Origin of the sequence: Lysinibacillus sp. NPDC059133, from assembly GCF_042755925.1 — a bacterium.
Lineage (GTDB): Bacteria > Bacillota > Bacilli > Bacillales_A > Planococcaceae > Lysinibacillus.
In genome coordinates, this window is record NZ_JBHZDH010000001.1 from 72,525 (window position 1) to 88,919 (window position 16,395).

General features: G+C 39.5%; 13 protein-coding genes. 9 read left to right on the plus strand and 4 right to left on the minus strand.

Annotated elements, in window-relative coordinates; genetic code table 11:
- Positions 1–45 precede the first annotated feature (45 nt).
- The 6 genes from ACFXN8_RS00335 (at position 46) to ACFXN8_RS00360 (ending at position 8,096) form a co-directional block, all read left to right on the plus strand.
- Positions 46–3,657, plus strand: coding sequence for a dynamin family protein (locus tag ACFXN8_RS00335; RefSeq protein ID WP_386841850.1), 3,612 nt, complete (start codon positions 46–48; stop codon positions 3,655–3,657).
- 10 nt (positions 3,658–3,667) lie between these two features.
- Positions 3,668–4,477: a sulfurtransferase gene (locus tag ACFXN8_RS00340; RefSeq protein ID WP_386841852.1), complete on the plus strand. Its 810-nt coding sequence runs from the start codon at positions 3,668–3,670 to the stop codon at positions 4,475–4,477.
- A gap of 631 nt (positions 4,478–5,108) precedes the next feature.
- Positions 5,109–5,384 carry a hypothetical protein gene (locus ACFXN8_RS00345; RefSeq protein WP_386841854.1) on the plus strand — a complete coding sequence of 92 codons (276 nt, stop codon included), beginning with the start codon at positions 5,109–5,111 and terminating at the stop codon, positions 5,382–5,384.
- A gap of 244 nt (positions 5,385–5,628) precedes the next feature.
- Positions 5,629–6,459, plus strand: coding sequence for an MBL fold metallo-hydrolase (locus ACFXN8_RS00350; RefSeq protein WP_376073254.1), 831 nt, complete (start codon positions 5,629–5,631; stop codon positions 6,457–6,459).
- A gap of 112 nt (positions 6,460–6,571) precedes the next feature.
- The gene (locus ACFXN8_RS00355) at positions 6,572–6,937 is read left to right on the plus strand and encodes a hypothetical protein (RefSeq protein ID WP_386841857.1); all 366 of its coding nucleotides are present in this window, start codon (positions 6,572–6,574) and stop codon (positions 6,935–6,937) included.
- On the plus strand, positions 6,894–8,096 hold the full coding sequence (locus tag ACFXN8_RS00360) for an NAD(P)-dependent malic enzyme (RefSeq protein WP_386841859.1): 1,203 nt from the start codon (positions 6,894–6,896) through the stop codon (positions 8,094–8,096). The genes ACFXN8_RS00355 and ACFXN8_RS00360 overlap by 44 nt, the downstream gene beginning before the upstream one ends.
- A gap of 331 nt (positions 8,097–8,427) precedes the next feature.
- Here the strand turns inward: ACFXN8_RS00360 and ACFXN8_RS00365 are convergent, their stop codons facing one another.
- Positions 8,428–10,608, minus strand: a complete 2,181-nt coding sequence (locus ACFXN8_RS00365; RefSeq protein ID WP_386841861.1) for a DUF6891 domain-containing protein — start codon at positions 10,606–10,608, stop codon at positions 8,428–8,430.
- 203 nt (positions 10,609–10,811) lie between these two features.
- On the opposite strand from ACFXN8_RS00365, the gene ACFXN8_RS00370 reads away from it, so the two are divergent.
- Positions 10,812–10,943: a hypothetical protein gene (locus tag ACFXN8_RS00370; RefSeq protein WP_386841863.1), complete on the plus strand. Its 132-nt coding sequence runs from the start codon at positions 10,812–10,814 to the stop codon at positions 10,941–10,943.
- A 67-nt stretch (positions 10,944–11,010) separates the two neighbouring features.
- Here ACFXN8_RS00370 and ACFXN8_RS00375 read toward each other — a convergent pair whose 3' ends face one another.
- From ACFXN8_RS00375 to gdhA, 3 genes are all read right to left on the minus strand, one after another.
- Positions 11,011–11,658, minus strand: coding sequence for a YIP1 family protein (locus ACFXN8_RS00375; protein ID WP_386841865.1), 648 nt, complete (start codon positions 11,656–11,658; stop codon positions 11,011–11,013).
- A gap of 183 nt (positions 11,659–11,841) precedes the next feature.
- Positions 11,842–12,528, minus strand: coding sequence for a phosphoribosylaminoimidazolesuccinocarboxamide synthase (locus tag ACFXN8_RS00380; RefSeq protein ID WP_376073243.1), 687 nt, complete (start codon positions 12,526–12,528; stop codon positions 11,842–11,844).
- A 173-nt stretch (positions 12,529–12,701) separates the two neighbouring features.
- Positions 12,702–14,075, minus strand: coding sequence for an NADP-specific glutamate dehydrogenase (gene gdhA / locus ACFXN8_RS00385; RefSeq protein ID WP_386841867.1), 1,374 nt, complete (start codon positions 14,073–14,075; stop codon positions 12,702–12,704).
- Positions 14,076–14,263: 188 nt separating this feature from the next.
- On the opposite strand from gdhA, the gene ACFXN8_RS00390 reads away from it, so the two are divergent.
- Together ACFXN8_RS00390 and ACFXN8_RS00395 are read left to right on the plus strand one after the other, a co-directional pair.
- Positions 14,264–14,725: a YaiI/YqxD family protein gene (locus tag ACFXN8_RS00390; RefSeq protein ID WP_386841869.1), complete on the plus strand. Its 462-nt coding sequence runs from the start codon at positions 14,264–14,266 to the stop codon at positions 14,723–14,725.
- 2 nt (positions 14,726–14,727) lie between these two features.
- Positions 14,728–16,068: a D-serine ammonia-lyase gene (locus ACFXN8_RS00395; RefSeq protein WP_386841871.1), complete on the plus strand. Its 1,341-nt coding sequence runs from the start codon at positions 14,728–14,730 to the stop codon at positions 16,066–16,068.
- Positions 16,069–16,395 lie beyond the last annotated feature (327 nt).

Consider the following 16,395-nt stretch of genomic DNA (forward strand, 5'->3'; position numbering starts at 1 on the left):
GCCAAGGCAAAATTGATTAATATGAATAAAGGGGTTACTGGTTTTATGAAGGATTTTGAACAACAGTTGGAGGCGCTATTAAAGCAAGCCTCATTACAATACATAATTTATCAGCATAATGGTGATACAGAGCGTATGGATAAGACATCACTTTTTGCACGTAAAATACAGCAAAAAGAATATGTTATTGGCTTTGCGGGCCATTTCTCTGCTGGTAAATCGAGTATGATTAACGCTCTATCTGGTGAAGATTTACTTGCAGCAAGCCCTATTCCAACGAGTGCTAATATCGTGAAAGTCCATAAATCAGAAGAAGACTTTGCGGTAGTCTACATGCATAATGAAAAGCCTGTGAAATTTGAAGCAGGCTATGATTTTAAAACAGTGAAAGAGCTTAGTAAAAATGGGGACCTAGTGTCACAAATTGAAATTGGTCATAGTACATCGACATTACCACTAGGTGTCACTGTTATGGATACGCCAGGTGTCGACTCGACAGATGATGCACACCGGATGTCAACAGAGTCAGCTCTTCATATTGCTGATATGGTATTTTATACAATGGACTACAATCACGTGCAATCGGAATTGAATTTTCAATTTACAAAGCAATTAATGAAGTACAATCCAAACGTTTATTTAATCGTTAACATGATTGATAAGCATAATGAAAATGAATTAAGCTTTGAGGAATTTAAAGCAACAGTTCACAATTCCTTTGAGGCTTGGGGTGTAGTACCGAAGGGCGTATTTTTCACTTCGTTAAGAGAGCCTGAGCACCCTTATAACGATTTTGAGGTCGTAAAGAAAATCGTTATGGATAGTATGAATGATTGGCAGGATCAACTTGTACAGACTGCATCAAATACGCTACGTTTATTACAAAGTGAACATGACAATTATTTAACGGAAGAAAGACAAGACCGTTTAGACATCGATGAAGATGTATTAAGTGCCGATGACTGGGCAAACCATAAAGATATTTTAGAGCAGTATAATAAGCTAAATCGTCAAGTTGAATTGTTCTCAGTTGAGGCATGGAATGAAACATTCGAAGAGCAACGTAAAGAGTTACTTGCGAATGCAGCCATTATGCCAGCAGATTTACGCGATAAATTACGTCTGTATTTAGAAAGTCAGCAGGACGGCTTCAAAGTAGGGGGCTTATTTACTGCTAAGAAAAAAACAGAGGAAGAGCGTAACCGCCGCAAAGAGGATCTTTATAGCGCCTATCAAAATGTTGTGCATGCACAGATAACTGGACATTTAAAAGGCCTAATGAAAAAGGTGATAAAGGATGTTGGTGCGTTAAATGAAGAACGTGCTACAGCTATTGATGCCTACGTCTTTGATTTACCATTCTCGCTTATTGAACAGCAAGTACAAGTTGGCGCACTTTTAACGGGAGATGCTGTGCTGAATTTTGCTAACCGTGTGGCAGAAGCGACTAAGCGCTACTATATCCAAGAAACAGATAATTGGAAGGATGCACAGGCAACTACTTTAGAAGCGGTGGCTACAGAAACAGCTGCTCCATCTAAATTAAAAATGGCTGGGATGCAAGCGAAAGTTGATGCCATTCAAGCAGTGCTTGAAATCGAGGGTTATCAGCAATATAGTGCAAGTATAATGCACCAGGCAAGTAATGAAATACGTAAAATAGCAAATCAACAGCTGACTAATTGGGATCATGCCTTTAAGCAAGATTTAGCAGATATTCGATTATTTGATGAATCGATGTTAAAGCCAAAAGAGGAAGCGTTACTACAGGAAGAGGCACAGCAAGTAGTTAGTGCAACAAGTCTTCCTATTGAAGGTGTAGTGAAGCGTGCACTTCACACGGCAACTGCTGTAAAAGATGTACAAGGCTTTGCGGAAGTAGCAACTTACTTAGAAAATAAAGTAGAACGATTACAGAAAAAGGATTTCACAATCGCGCTTTTCGGTGCATTTAGTGCAGGGAAATCCTCGTTCTCTAATGCGTTAATGGGTGCCAAGGTTTTACCTGTATCACCAAACCCTACAACAGCGGCTATTAATAAAATTCGTCCTGTGACACCAGAGCATCCGCATGAAACAGCAGATGTACTGTTAAAAACAGCTGACCAAATGCTAGAGGATATTCAAGCTTCATACGCAGCAGTTGGTTTATCAGTTTCTTCTTTAGAAGAAGCATTTAGTCGTGCAGATGAGGGACTTGCGGTACAGCTATCGGACGAACGCTTAAATGTGCATAAATCATTTATTCGTGCATATAAAGAAGGATTCCCAACATTTAAGTCTGAGCTTGGAAAAGTATTACGAGTTAACCGTGAAGAATTCGAAAAATTTGTTGCGCAGGAAAATAAATCATGCTTTGTCGATAATATTGATTTCTATTATGATAGTCCGTTAACACGCATGGGTGTGACACTTGTTGACACACCGGGAGCAGATTCTATTAATGCGCGTCATACAGGTGTAGCATTCGAATATATTCGTAATGCTGATGCAATCTTGTTTATTACTTATTATAATCATGCTTTTGCTAAAGCGGACCGTGAGTTTTTAATCCAGCTTGGTCGTGTAAAGGATGCCTTTGAACTTGATAAGATGTTCTTTATCGTCAATGCGATTGATTTAGCGACAACAGAAGAAGAACAGGAAGATGTAAAAGGCTATGTACGTTCAGAGCTACAACGCTTTGGCATTCGCTTCCCTCGACTTTACGGTGTGTCAAGCTTATTGGCATTAAAAGAAAAAGTAGAGGGTGCTGATTTAACATCAGGTATGCCACCTTTCGAAGATGCTTTCTACACATTCTTAAATGATGAGCTAAGTGCATTGGCTGTCCAGGCACTTGCAGAGGAAGTCGATAAAACGGAGCAACGTTTAGGTGACTTAATCGCGCAAACAGAAGAGAACTTAAAGCGTAAGGATGAGCGTTTAGAGGAATTAACAACTCTTGAACAGCATGTGAAATCGAAGTTCAATTCGCTGAATACAAGTATGGTAGAAAGTGAAACGAAGCAAGAGCTTGATGAATTACTGTATTATGTTCTTCAGCGTGTGTACTATCGTTACCCAGAGTTCTTTAAGGAAGGCTACAATCCGTCAACATTTGCAGCAATGCCGGTCCAGCAAGCATTAGAGCATGCTTTAAAGGAAGTAATGCAAAGTTTACGATTTGACTTTACACAAGAAATGCGTGTAACAAACTTCCGTTTATCACAGTTTATTAGTAAGAAAATGCAACTGCGCTTTAAAGATGAAGTACGTGAGCTGAAAGAATTAAATCGCAGCTTCTCGTTCTTAGCGTTTGAATCTTCTGAGCCGGATTTACTTAATTTTGAAGGACCATTTACAGATATCACTAAATATTCAGGTGTGAAATCACACTTCCGCAATCAAAAGGCATTCTTTGAGAAGAATGAAAAAGTGAAGCTAAGTGAGGCGTTAGAAGTATTAACAAAACCAGATGCGCAAAATTATTTAGATTCACAGAAAGTATCTATCATGGCATGGGCGATTACTTATATTGCTGAGGAAGCAGAGAAATTACGTCTGCATATTTTCCATCAGGCACTTGAACAAATTGCAACAGAAAGACTTGCACTTCAGGAAGAAAGTCGTTTAGCTTCTTGGAAAGCTATTTACGCTCAATTACAATACGCATGAGGTGATTCATTTGGGAAAAGTATTCAAATCAGTTGAGGAAATTCAGTTTGATGAAGTCCGTTTCGTAGATGCTCGCTTTGATTTACAAAACAAAGAGGCGGGGAATAAACTATTTGAAGAGGGACACGCACCAGGAGCGATTTATATCGATCTAGAGCAGGATCTATCAGATATGGGGTCTAGCGATGGCCGCCATCCTATGCCAAGTAAGGAAAAGCTATCGGCAGTATTTCAAGGATTAGGATTAAATTATGAAGATCAAATTGTCGTTTACGATCAAGGGGCTGCACCATTTGCACCACGAGCTTGGTGGATGCTGACATATGCAGGCTTTCCAAATGTAGTGATTGTGAATGGTGGTGCACCTGCGCTCGAGGAAAAAATATCTTTCACAAAAGACATTATAAAATATCCACCGACTACGATTGAATTTGTTTGGCGAGATGAACTATATGCTCCACGTGAAGCAGTTAAAGCTATTGTAGATGGAGAAGTCAATGCGACGTTGCTAGATGCACGTGCCGCAGCTCGCTACCGTGGTGACGTGGAGCCTCTTGATATGGTAGCTGGGCATATTCCAACAGCAAAAAACTTTGACTGGGAGCAATTAAAGTCAGATGGCCGCTTGCAAGCCAATGCTGCATTACGCAGCAAGGTTGCTCAAGACGAGCATGTTGTTGTGTACTGCGGCAGCGGTGTTACAGCATCACCATTGTATGCAGTGCTAGCAGATGAAGGTTACGAAAATATTCAACTGTATGTAGGCAGCTTTAGTGACTGGATTACACAATATGATGTAGAAAAAGGGACAAATGAATAAGTGATTCAAGAAGAAACGCTCACTTTGGTGGGCGTTTTTTTGCTTTTATTGGAGTGGAAAGGGTAGCGTTGTTGAAGCGACGGAAAGTATGGTCAGAGCGACGGATAGAGCAGACAGAACGACGGATAGAATAGTCGAAGCGATGGAAAGCGGACGAAGTGACGGATAGAGTGGCAGAAGCGACGGAAAGAATGGTCAGAGCGACGGAAAGCGGACGAAGTGACGGATAGAGTGGCAGAAGCGACGGAAAGAATGGTCAGGGCGACGGATAGAGCAGTCGAAGCGGCGGAAAGAATGGTCAGAACGAAGGAAAGCGGACGAAGTGACGGATAGAGTGGCAGAAGCGACGGAAAGAATGGTCAGGGCGACGGATAGAGCTGTCGAAGCGACGGAAAGAATCGTCAGAACGACGGAAAGCGGACGAAGTGACGGATAGAGTGGCAGAAGCGACGGAAAGAATGGTCAGGGCGACGGATAGAGCTGTCAAAGCGACGGAAAGAATAGTCAGAACGACGGAAGGTGGTTGAAGTGACGGATAGAGTGGCAGAAGCGACGGAAAGAATGGTCAGGGCGACGGATAGAGCAGTCAAAGCGACGGAAAGAATAGTCAGAACGACGGAAGGTGGTTGAAGTGACGGATAGAGTGGCAGAAGCGACGGAAAGCATGGTCAGGGCGACGGAAAGAATAGTCGAAGCGACGGAAAGCAGAGCCCAGGTGACGGATAGAGAAGCCAAAGTCGTGGATAGCCCCGCCAAAATCGTGGATAGCCCCGTCAAAATGATGGATAGCCCCGTCAAAATGATGGATAGCCCCGCCAAAGTCGTGGATAGCCCCGCCCAAATCGTGGATAGAACCGTCAAAATGATGGATAGCCCCACCAAAATCCGCCAGAGCGAAGAATTATGAAACAATATATGTGGATTGTGCTCTCTTTTACAACAAGCTGGACTTTTCTAATGAATATAGAATACGATGCAATGGTCTCTCTATTAATAGTAGGAGCTATTTTAATAGCAATCTTCAATTTACATTTATTTTCCATATCATCATTTGACCAAGGATATTATATCAACGATCCGAGTTGTGATGTATCCACAAAATGACTGAATATTCATTTTATGATACACTCTTTTTACAAAGGGGGGAAAGTATGTTTAAACGAGAGAAAAGTATAGAAATTCAACAGAATCGTGATGTGCAATGCGCTCACGGGAAAGTGGCAGTTCAGGGTATTGGCATGAGTGTTTATAGCTTTTTTGTGGATGGGTTATTAATTGATACAGGTTCATACTCACTTTCGCAGGAGTTCCAATCCTTTTTTAACGAATTACCGATTGAACAATTGGCGCTCACTCATTCTCATGAGGATCATTCAGGAAATGCAGCATGGATTCAGCAGCATAAGGGTGTACCTATTTATGTTCATCGTGATTCGGTGAGCCTTTGTGCACAGGATGGAGAGTATCCTTTCTATCGCCAGGCATTATGGGGTGAGCGACCGGCGTTTATTGCTCAACCATTTGGCGATACATTGCAAACGAAATCAGCTACATGGGACATTATCGAAACACCAGGGCATACGACAGATCATGTATCATTTTATAATCGAGAAACAGGTGCTATGTTTACAGGTGATTTGTATATACAGACGAAAACTAAGGTTGTCCTTGATGAAGAAAATATCGTACATACCTTGGCGTCTTTGAAAAAAATAGTAAACTATGATTTCGAGGAAGTGTATTGCTGTCATGCAGGCTTAATTGCAGATGGTCGAGCGAAAATACAAGAAAAAATTGCTTATTTAGAAGAGATGGAGGGGAATATAAGGCAATTATTTGATAAAGGTTATTCAGCAGAAGAAATAACAAAATCAATCTTTTCTCGAGATTACCCGATTACAAAAGTATCAGGGGAACAGTGGTCCTCCAAGCATATTATCACTGCTTTTATAAACCAATTTACACAAGAGTCCTTGAAATAAGGGCTTTTTTTTGTTGATTAACGTAGCACTGCTAAGAAATCAAGGAAAGTAGAGAAAAAAGAATACTTTAGGTAATATAATAAAAAACTTTGTGAAAAAATGTGGAGAAAATGTGACGGATTCAGATGGAGTAATGGATGCGCTTACAATAGTTTGTGAAAAATTTCTCATTTACATAAGAAAAATACTATGTGAAAAGCTGAACAGGTTTAATGCCGGTAATTGTACATTTATTGAAAGACTAATAGATGTAAAAATTATATTTAAAAAATTGATTGTGAAGCTAATAACAAGAAGTAAAAGTGATATATACGATAATAAACGGCGTTATTTCGAAGGAAAAATAAAATTGACAGAAAATTCGTTGACTTTACTTTCACAAAGTATTATGATTCTGGAATATATAATAATTCAAAAGAAAAGGATGGGATTGAATGGATATTATGAAAAAGGCTTTAGACATGCACGAGTATTATAGCGGGAAATTAGAGGTGATTTCTAAAGTACCTGTGCAAGATTCCTATGATTTAAGTCTGGCATATTCGCCAGGGGTAGCTGCGCCTTGTATAGAGATTGAAAGAAATCCATCACTTGTTTACGACTATACAATGAAAGGGAATATGGTAGCGATTGTTTCAGATGGTACGGCGGTATTAGGGTTAGGGGATATTGGTCCGAAGGCAGCATTACCGGTAATGGAGGGGAAGGCTATTTTATTAAAGCGTTTTGCCAATGTTGATGCTTTTCCTATTTGCTTAGATACGAAGAGTACGGATGAAATCGTCAGCATTGTGAAGGCGCTTGCTCCCACTTTTGGTGCTGTAAATTTAGAAGATATTTCAGCGCCAAGATGCTTTGAAATTGAAGATCGTCTGCGCCAAGAATGTGATATTCCTGTATTCCATGATGATCAGCATGGAACGGCGATTGTAGTAGGTGCAGGGATGATTAATGCCAATCGTATTGTGAAGAAAGACGTGGCAACAATGAAGGTCGTAATTAATGGTGCAGGAGCAGCCGGTATTGCTATTTTGCGTATTCTTGTGCAAATGGGCTATAAAAATATTTATATGTGCGATACAAAAGGTCTCATTTATGAAGGTCGCGCAGAAGGTATGAATCCAATTAAAGAAACGGTTGCCCATTTAACAAATCCAGAAAAAATACATGGAACATTGGAGGATGCCATTAAAGGGGCTGACGTCTTTATCGGCGTATCTGTTGCCAATTTACTAACAGAAGCACATATTGCTTCAATGAATGAAGATCCAGTCGTGTTTGCACTAGCAAATCCAAATCCTGAAATTACGTATGAAAATGCCAAAGCATGGGGTGTACGTATTATGGGGACAGGGCGCTCCGATTATCCAAACCAAATTAACAATGTGCTTGCTTTCCCTGGTATTTTCCGTGGGGCATTGGATGTACGAGCAACAGATATTAATGAGGCGATGAAGATAGCCGCAGTGGAAGCGATAGCCGCTCTTGTAAGTGATGAGGAATTAACCGAGGAATATATTGTACCTAAATCATTAGATGAGCGGGTTGTTGAAATTGTTTCGCAAGCTGTAAGTGGTGCAGCTGTTGAGTCAGGTGTGTCGGAGCTATTCCAACAAAATACAGTGCTTTCAGTTTAACATTAATAATCTACTATACCCTAGATTATTCACCAACCAACACAAAATCCCACGGGAAAGCTAACTTGTCGGCTTTTCCATGGGACTCTCTTTTTCACTTAAAAGATGAAAAAAGAATCCATTTCTAATTATATCAAACTATCAAATAAGATGATGAGCAATCGTTAAGATCATCTGTAGCTCTAGTGAAAACTATTCATTCAAATCTAGTGAAGGAGACAAATGTCTCCTTCACTTGGAATATACCGCTGAAGAACCTCCTACATAAGGAAAAGCAACTATTTTCATTTCGCCCGTATCCCCTTTTTATAGTTACGCTGTAGCAGTGAGTCTATGATTGTTCTTCCCAATACTTAACGTTATCCAAATAATCCAAATACTCATCGTTATCTAAATACACCGTGCGTTGAAGGACGCTCCACCATCTAAGCGCGGTCTGAATATGTTTGATTTCAATAGGTTCGACCAGACGATTACTTCTCGCATTATGTGCTTCGAATCGCAGGACAACCTGCTTACTGCCAGAACTACTCGTTTCGATATCGAAAAGATAAGCGAATATATCATAATCATCCTCGACTGTAGGAAATAACGATATATTCTTCCTCCCTTTACATATCCCGATACGAGGAGTGACTTCTCCTTCAGGTATGCGGAATTTATAATATAGATCGCCGTGCCAATAACCTTGTTTATCTGAATCATCAAAGTCATTGTATTCCTCAGTTACCATCGGCAATGCTAGGATGCGTTCGATCTCCTCCACAGTCACCCGTTCACGAAATTGGTCTTGCCAATAGGCTATCGTGTCCGCAGTAAGAAGTTCCCTATACGTGATTTCCTCCAATAATTCGGGCCAATAATGATTTAGAAGTTGCAAGTAGAGGGAAGGTGAAGTAACTTCCAATGTATGCCACTCTTCATCTTCATTGTGCTGGTAAACGATACTCGTCAGCTTGTGCCTCTTAAACCACTTTCTATATTCGTGTACATATATAAATACGGCGTAAGTATCATCTTGCACCATATAGATGCTGCCTCCAACTACTTTCCCATTATCGTCCAGATGTGGACGATTCATCGATATATTAACATCGTCGATATACAATTCGTAAGCGTCGTCCCCCTTGATTAAAGGCGAAGCCAGCATGCGCTCTACATTGCTCACGCTTAATTCATTATCTTCAAATATTTGTGGAGGCGGAGGCGCATCGAGTGCCCTTGCTTTAAGAAGAGGCTGCTTGGCCCGCAACTGTGCGAGCATCCCTTCTCTATCGAGTATCAATTGCCCATCTCCATCAACAAATAAGCAACGTTCTTCTACGATCTCATCATCAGTATCAGCATCGCTCCGCCAATGAAGCTTGCAATCAAGCTGTCCTCTGATATCGACATCATAATCGTCGGTTTCCACGAACAGCGGAACGGTTACATTGCCACATACGGTAAGCCTTCCATGATTATAGTCACCCCAAAACAAATCCTCTAGATCAAGCTTGCCCTGAATATAGATCTCCTGACCACCGACAATCATATTGCCAGCTTGTACATCGCCTAACACAAATAAGCCTGTAGAACCATCTGTATTCTCATTATAGATATATTGATGAACCGTTAGATTCCCTTTAATCAAAATGCAATATATCGTTTGCTGTTCAAGCCATGTCAAGTAGTTCGCTCTTCTATTGCCATCATTCACTCCTAATGGATGATCAAGATCAAGCTGATCAAGCGTTAAATCGTCGTCATATACAAGTACAAGCTCATCTTTAAAGCGCTGTCGTTGTCCGTACATCCAACTATCTACAGGCAACAAGTGCTCAATCTCAGCAAAAGTATGCTTGGTGTAAGCAGGTATGCTTGTATCCACCACTACATCCGTTGGACGAGGAGCATTGAATGTAAGATCATAATCGGACTTTACGATTAGGTTAATCGCGCGTTCAAGCCCGTAATCATCATGCTCGTTATGTGTTTTTGTCCATAAGAAATCTCGCAACTCAATCCGACTATCCATGTCGCCATCCCAATACACATTAAAGCCAAACCCTTCGAAGAAGGATACAATGACCTCCGCGACCTTGATAGAATGCTCTGGATTGTCTCTGAATGTACCAAATGTAATAGGCAGTATATGACTATCAATCGCCCGCTCAATATCCTGCTCGTGATAGAAGCAATAGCCAGCAGGCAACTTGCCCCGCTCTGTGCATTCATCATAACACTCACGCACATCAGACATTCCATCGCTAATTGTCATACCCGCATGATGCATTGCAATGATACCGCCATCGCAGATCATGTCAAACACCTTAACCAAGCGCTCAAAGTCCGTTGGGTGTTCCCACTCCTTGGCAGCCTCCTCATGGCTAGTGTACACGCGAGAAATGGCTGTCCGTAGCTCTTCTTCCTCTATAGATGAATCATCCTCTTCCTCGATTATCATCTCAAGGATGTCCTCCACACTATAGAATCCTGTCTTAACAAGCCGTTCGATTTGTTCCATCATCATTGCCACTCCTTCCAAATGTTGACTCACTTCAACAATTATCTCATATTTACGAACATTCTCCTATATAACCCCAAAACCAAACACCAACCGAGACTTCGATTGGTGTTCGAGTGTGACATCATTTAATTATATTGCTCGAGAAAAAGCTTGATCTTCGCTCTGGTAACCTGAGAGCTCAAGTTCCCTGGATTATAATCGAATCAATGATCGACATCATTGTACCTAAATCATTAGATGAGCGGGTTGTTGAAATTGTATCGCAAGCTGTAAGTGGTGCAGCTGTTGAGTCAGGAGTTTCGGAGTTATTCCAACAAAATACAGTGCTTTCAGTTTAAAATGAAAAATCGACCATACAGTGAATCTAAAAAAATCTCCCGCTCTCATAGAGAGAGGGGAGATTTTTTACATCATAAAAATACCCAAAACGACAAAGAGAACAATAATCAAAATAATGATTAAGATAAAGAAAATAATGCTTGGAATTAAGATTGTAAAGAAGGCCATCCAATTGGATATTTGATGTGCCTCTGCAACAACCCCTATAGTAATGACGATTGACCAGATACCAATCACAAGTGTTACTAAAATGGCTAGCCAAAAAATCCAAGGCATCGATCCAGCAAAGTCAGGGTCCATTAAAGACTCAGGTGATGTAAATAACCAAATTAAATAAAAAGGAATAAGTACTATAAATGGAATAGCAGTTAAACTTAGCCCTTTAAATAAGTGTGAGTACGTACCTGTTCCTTTAAAAAGTTTACCGAACAGCCAAGCGATTAGTGCAACAAAAGCCGTACCGATTATTCCTGAAATCGGTGATAGAATAACACAAATTAGTACGATAAGCCAAGGAGACCAGTCTATAAAAGATATTTTATCAATAAGGTCTGAAAGTGTAACACCAATATAACCAATTGACAAAAGAAGAATCGCAAAGCCTAATGATTTTTCTTCTATCATGTAACGGGTTGTTTGCTTTGGATGCAACCAAATAGACAAAAATGGATTAACCTTTAGCCTTTCTCGTGATGTTTCATTAAAGTTATCCATTAAATTACCTCCAAAATAATAGTATAAATGCGTTAAGCGTATAAATAGTATACGAATGATCAAATGAAAAGTTTCGAAAGAAAGAAAAAATGATCTTACTAACAAAAAAAGAGCCGCAACTAAGCGACTCTTCTTGATTATTTGTATCTAGTCAGACATAGCATATTAATAGAAAGGATTTTTTTATTCAGCTAACATAATTTTTTCAAGCTCTAATGGTTCTATGTATTGTTCGCCTTTGTAAGCGCGCATATTACCACCTGAAATTTCATCTATTAATAAAATTTCATTGGTTTGAGCATCTCGGCCAAATTCTAATTTAATATCGTAAAGGGTTAACCCTTTTTTGGCAAGTTCTACAGCAACAAATTTAGCAATTTCAATTGTACGTTGTTTTAAAATTGCATATTCTTCGTGTGTTAACAGGTCTAACATTGCTAAAGCATCTTCAGAAATAGGAGGATCTAGTCGATCATCATCTTTGATGGTAACTTCTACGAAAGAATCTAAGTCTTGTCCTTCTTTCACGTAAGCACCATAGCGACGTAGGAAAGATCCTACTGCCTTGAAGCGGCAAATGACCTCTAAACCTTTACCGAAAACAGTTGCAGGTTTTACCGTCATTGTTGCATCGTTGAAGTTTGCATCAACATAGTGAGTAGGAACACCTTGTTCGTTTAGTTTTGAGTAGAAATAAGAAGTTAAGCGAAGACCAGCCAAACCAGCACCGTCGATTGTTAATCCAACAGTATTAGCGCCTGGGTCGAATACACCGTTTTCACCAGTTACATCATCTTTAAATTTTAATAAGTAATGACCATCTTCTAACTTGAACACATTTTTCGTTTTACCTGTATACAATAATTCCACAAAAAACCCTCCAATATGTCGTAGTACTTCATTATTATAACACGAATGTTTTAATTGTTTAATAGTAAAATCGTTCGTTTTAATGTAATTTTTATGTGTGTTTTAACTCTTTTTTTATTAAAAAATAAGATGATAACGAATATTCGTTATCATCTTAGGGTGAATTAAAGTTGTTAATATACGCCTTCAGCTAGCATACCATCAGCAACTTTTACGAAGCCAGCGATGTTCGCGCCAACTACAAGGTTCCCAGGGTAACCATATTTTTCAGCAGCCGCTTTACTAGCTGCGTAAATATTTTTCATAATTTCGTGTAATTTAGCATCTACTTTTTCAAATGACCAGAATACGCGACTAGAATCTTGCGCCATTTCAAGAGCAGATACAGCAACACCACCGGCATTAGCCGCTTTAGCAGGACCGAATAATACGCCCGCATTTAAGAATTCGTTAATTGCTTCAAGATCTGATGGCATGTTTGCACCTTCACCAATAGCTTTTACGCCGTTTTCAATTAAAGTACGGGCTGAACCGCCATTAATTTCATTTTGAGTAGCACAAGGAAGCGCGATGTCACAAGGGATAGTCCAAATACCCGTGCAACCTTCTGTAAATGTAGCATTTGGACGATAGTTTAAGTAAGTGGAGATACGATCGCCTTTTACTTCTTTAATTTCTTTAATTGCATCAAGTTCTAAACCTTCTGGGTCGTAAATATAGCCTGAAGAGTCAGAACAAGCAACAACTTTTGCACCATAGGCTTGTGCTTTTTCAATTGCATATGTTGAAACGTTACCAGAACCAGAAACTACAACTGTTTTACCCTCGAATGAATCGTTGGCATCTTTTAGCATTTCATTTACAAAATAAACAGTACCATAACCAGTTGCCTCTTTACGGGCTAAAGAACCACCATAGCCAGGAGTTTTACCAGTTAATACACCAGATTCGTTTGCTTTTGTTAAACGCTTATATTGGCCCCATAAATAGCCTACTTCACGAGCTCCAACACCGATATCACCTGCTGGAACATCGACATCTGGACCAATATGGCGGTATAATTCAGTCATGAATGCTTGACAGAAACGCATGATTTCTGAATCTGATTTACCTTTAGGATCGAAGTTTGAACCACCTTTACCACCACCGATTGGTTGGCCAGTTAAAGCATTTTTAAAGATTTGTTCAAAGCCTAAGAATTTGATAATTGATTCATTCACGGAAGGGTGGAAGCGAAGACCGCCTTTGTATGGTCCCATTACGTTGCTGTATTGAACACGGTAGCCACGGTTTACTTGAACTTGATTGTTATCATCTTGCCAAGCAACACGGAAGGAAATGATTCGATCTGGCTCAACGATACGAGATAAGATATTGGCTTTTATATATTCAGGGTGTTGTGCAAATACAGGCACTAATGAAATGAAAATTTCTTCAGCTGCTTGTAAGAACTCCGCTTGATAACTGTTTTGTTGTTTTAGTTGCTCAAATACGCCATCAACGTATTCTTTTGCTAATTGTTCGTTGCTTACAGTTGTAGTTGTCATAGTAAAAAAACCTCCAGATATTTGATATTTGTATCGTATATCTATTTTTCGCACTATTCAATAAAATACTTTTTTTAACAATCTTAAGTTTGTGAAAAATTGAACAAATGGAGTTGGGAATTTGTTATATCGAAATAATAATGGTGTGATTGATCTATCTAATTATGAGAAAGGAATGATGCTTTATTGTGAAAGTTTTAATTGATGCTGATGCTTGTCCAGTCGTGGATTTAGCACTATCTATATCATCTGAGTTTGAGATTGAAACAATCTTATTTTGCGATACATCCCACCGTATCGAACGTGATAATGTAATAACAATTATGGTTCCGAAAGGTCCAGATTCGGTTGATTTCACGCTAGTGAATGCGCTTTCAAAGCATGATATTGTCATTACACAGGATTACGGGTTAGCAGCTATGGTTTTGGCAAGAGGAGGTTATCCCATCGATCAAAATGGAAGAGAGATGTCCAATGAAAATATCGAACGTTTGCTCGATATGCGCCATGTTGGACAAAAAATTAGACGTGCTGGTGGACGTACGAGAGGACCAAAAAAACGAACACAAGAAAACAATATTTCGTTCGAATTGAAATTTCGACAAATTTGTGAACGAGCGATTTTAGCACAAAAAAATGGAGGAATCTAAAGGTGAAAGGTGAACTAAAACACGAACTATTTAATCGATTTCCGAGATTAGAAGAGCTAGCAAATCATGATACTGTGCTTTGGGAAAATACAAATCGAAAAAAAAGGGGGGAAACCAATCTTTTTTCAATGGAAGAGGTTGAGGAGGCAGAAGAAACACTAAAACGCTTTTCTTCCTATTTGACTTTAGCATTTCCTGAGCTTTTGGAAAGTAAAGGACTTATTGAATCATCTATACAAGATATATCTTTGATAAAGAAAGCTCTTGAAAAGGAATTTGATGTTTTAATACCAGGTCAATTGATCTTAAAATGCGATCATGCCTTGCCAATTTCAGGCTCTATTAAAGCTCGTGGCGGTATTTTTGAAGTACTAAGGCATGCAGAGCGGCTTGCAATCGCTAGTGGCAAACTAACAAAAGAGGACAATTATGCACGGTTGGCAACAGAGGATTTTCAATCATTCTTCCAGCAATACACAATTGCCGTAGGTTCTACAGGTAATTTAGGATTAAGTATCGGCATTATGGGCAAAAAACTCGGCTTTAATGTCGTTGTACATATGTCGAGTGATGCAAAAGAGTGGAAAAAGGCCATGCTGCGTGAAAAAGGTGCGACAGTTATTGAATATGAAGCTGATTATAGCGTTGCTGTAGAACAAGGGCGACGAGAAGCTGAACTAGACCCTATGTGCCATTTCATTGATGACGAGAATTCGAAGGACTTATTTGCTGGCTATGCAGTGGCGGCGAAGCGTTTAAAAGCACAGTTTGAAAAGACGAATATTACTGTGGATGCAGCCCATCCATTGTTCGTGTATTTGCCGTGTGGTGTAGGTGGTGGACCAGGTGGCGTTGCATACGGTATACGTGAAATTTTTGGAGAATATGCCCATATCTTCTTCGCTGAGCCCATAGCATCCCCTTGTATGACAATTGGCTTAATGACAGGTTTACATGACGCCATCAGTGTAGAGGACATTGGTCTTGATAATAAAACGGAAGCAGATGGCCTTGCTGTTGGGCGTGCGTCAAAGTTTGTAGGTAAAGTGATGGAAACATATATTAGTGGCTGTTACACAGTGAAAGATGAGGAATTATTTAAATCGCTTGCAATAGCTATGGAAGTTGAAGAATTATTTTTAGAGCCATCTGCAAATGCTGGGATGTTCGGACCAATTCAGTTAATGAAAAATGGACAAAGTTATTTAGAAAAGCATGATTTAATTGATAAGATGGAGCAAGCTACCCATCTTGTATGGGCAACAGGTGGAAGTATGGTGCCGGTGGAAATGCGTGAGGAATACATGGCAAAGGCAGTGCAAGTAGCAAGAATTAATGATTAAGGTAGTTAGTTAATGAAAAAACGCAAGAATGCTATCGTAATCAACATTCTTGCGTTTTTTACTTTTAAAAATTTGATCGCAAATTTATGCAAAACATCACATCGTGTTTTTATTTCAAATATCTATTCATTAGAAGCTGTATAGTATTTGGCGCTTACAAATGTTGTGAAAAAGGCTTGGGAAAGTAAAACGGCAATTGCCAATCAAGAAACCCAATCTATTCATCAGACAGAAACGCTCCTTTCGTGGATGGTTGTGTGAGAGCTTTCATTTTAACCAAAAGAGTGGATTCTGTCTTTTTATTTTGTTTAATGGTAATTATTAGAA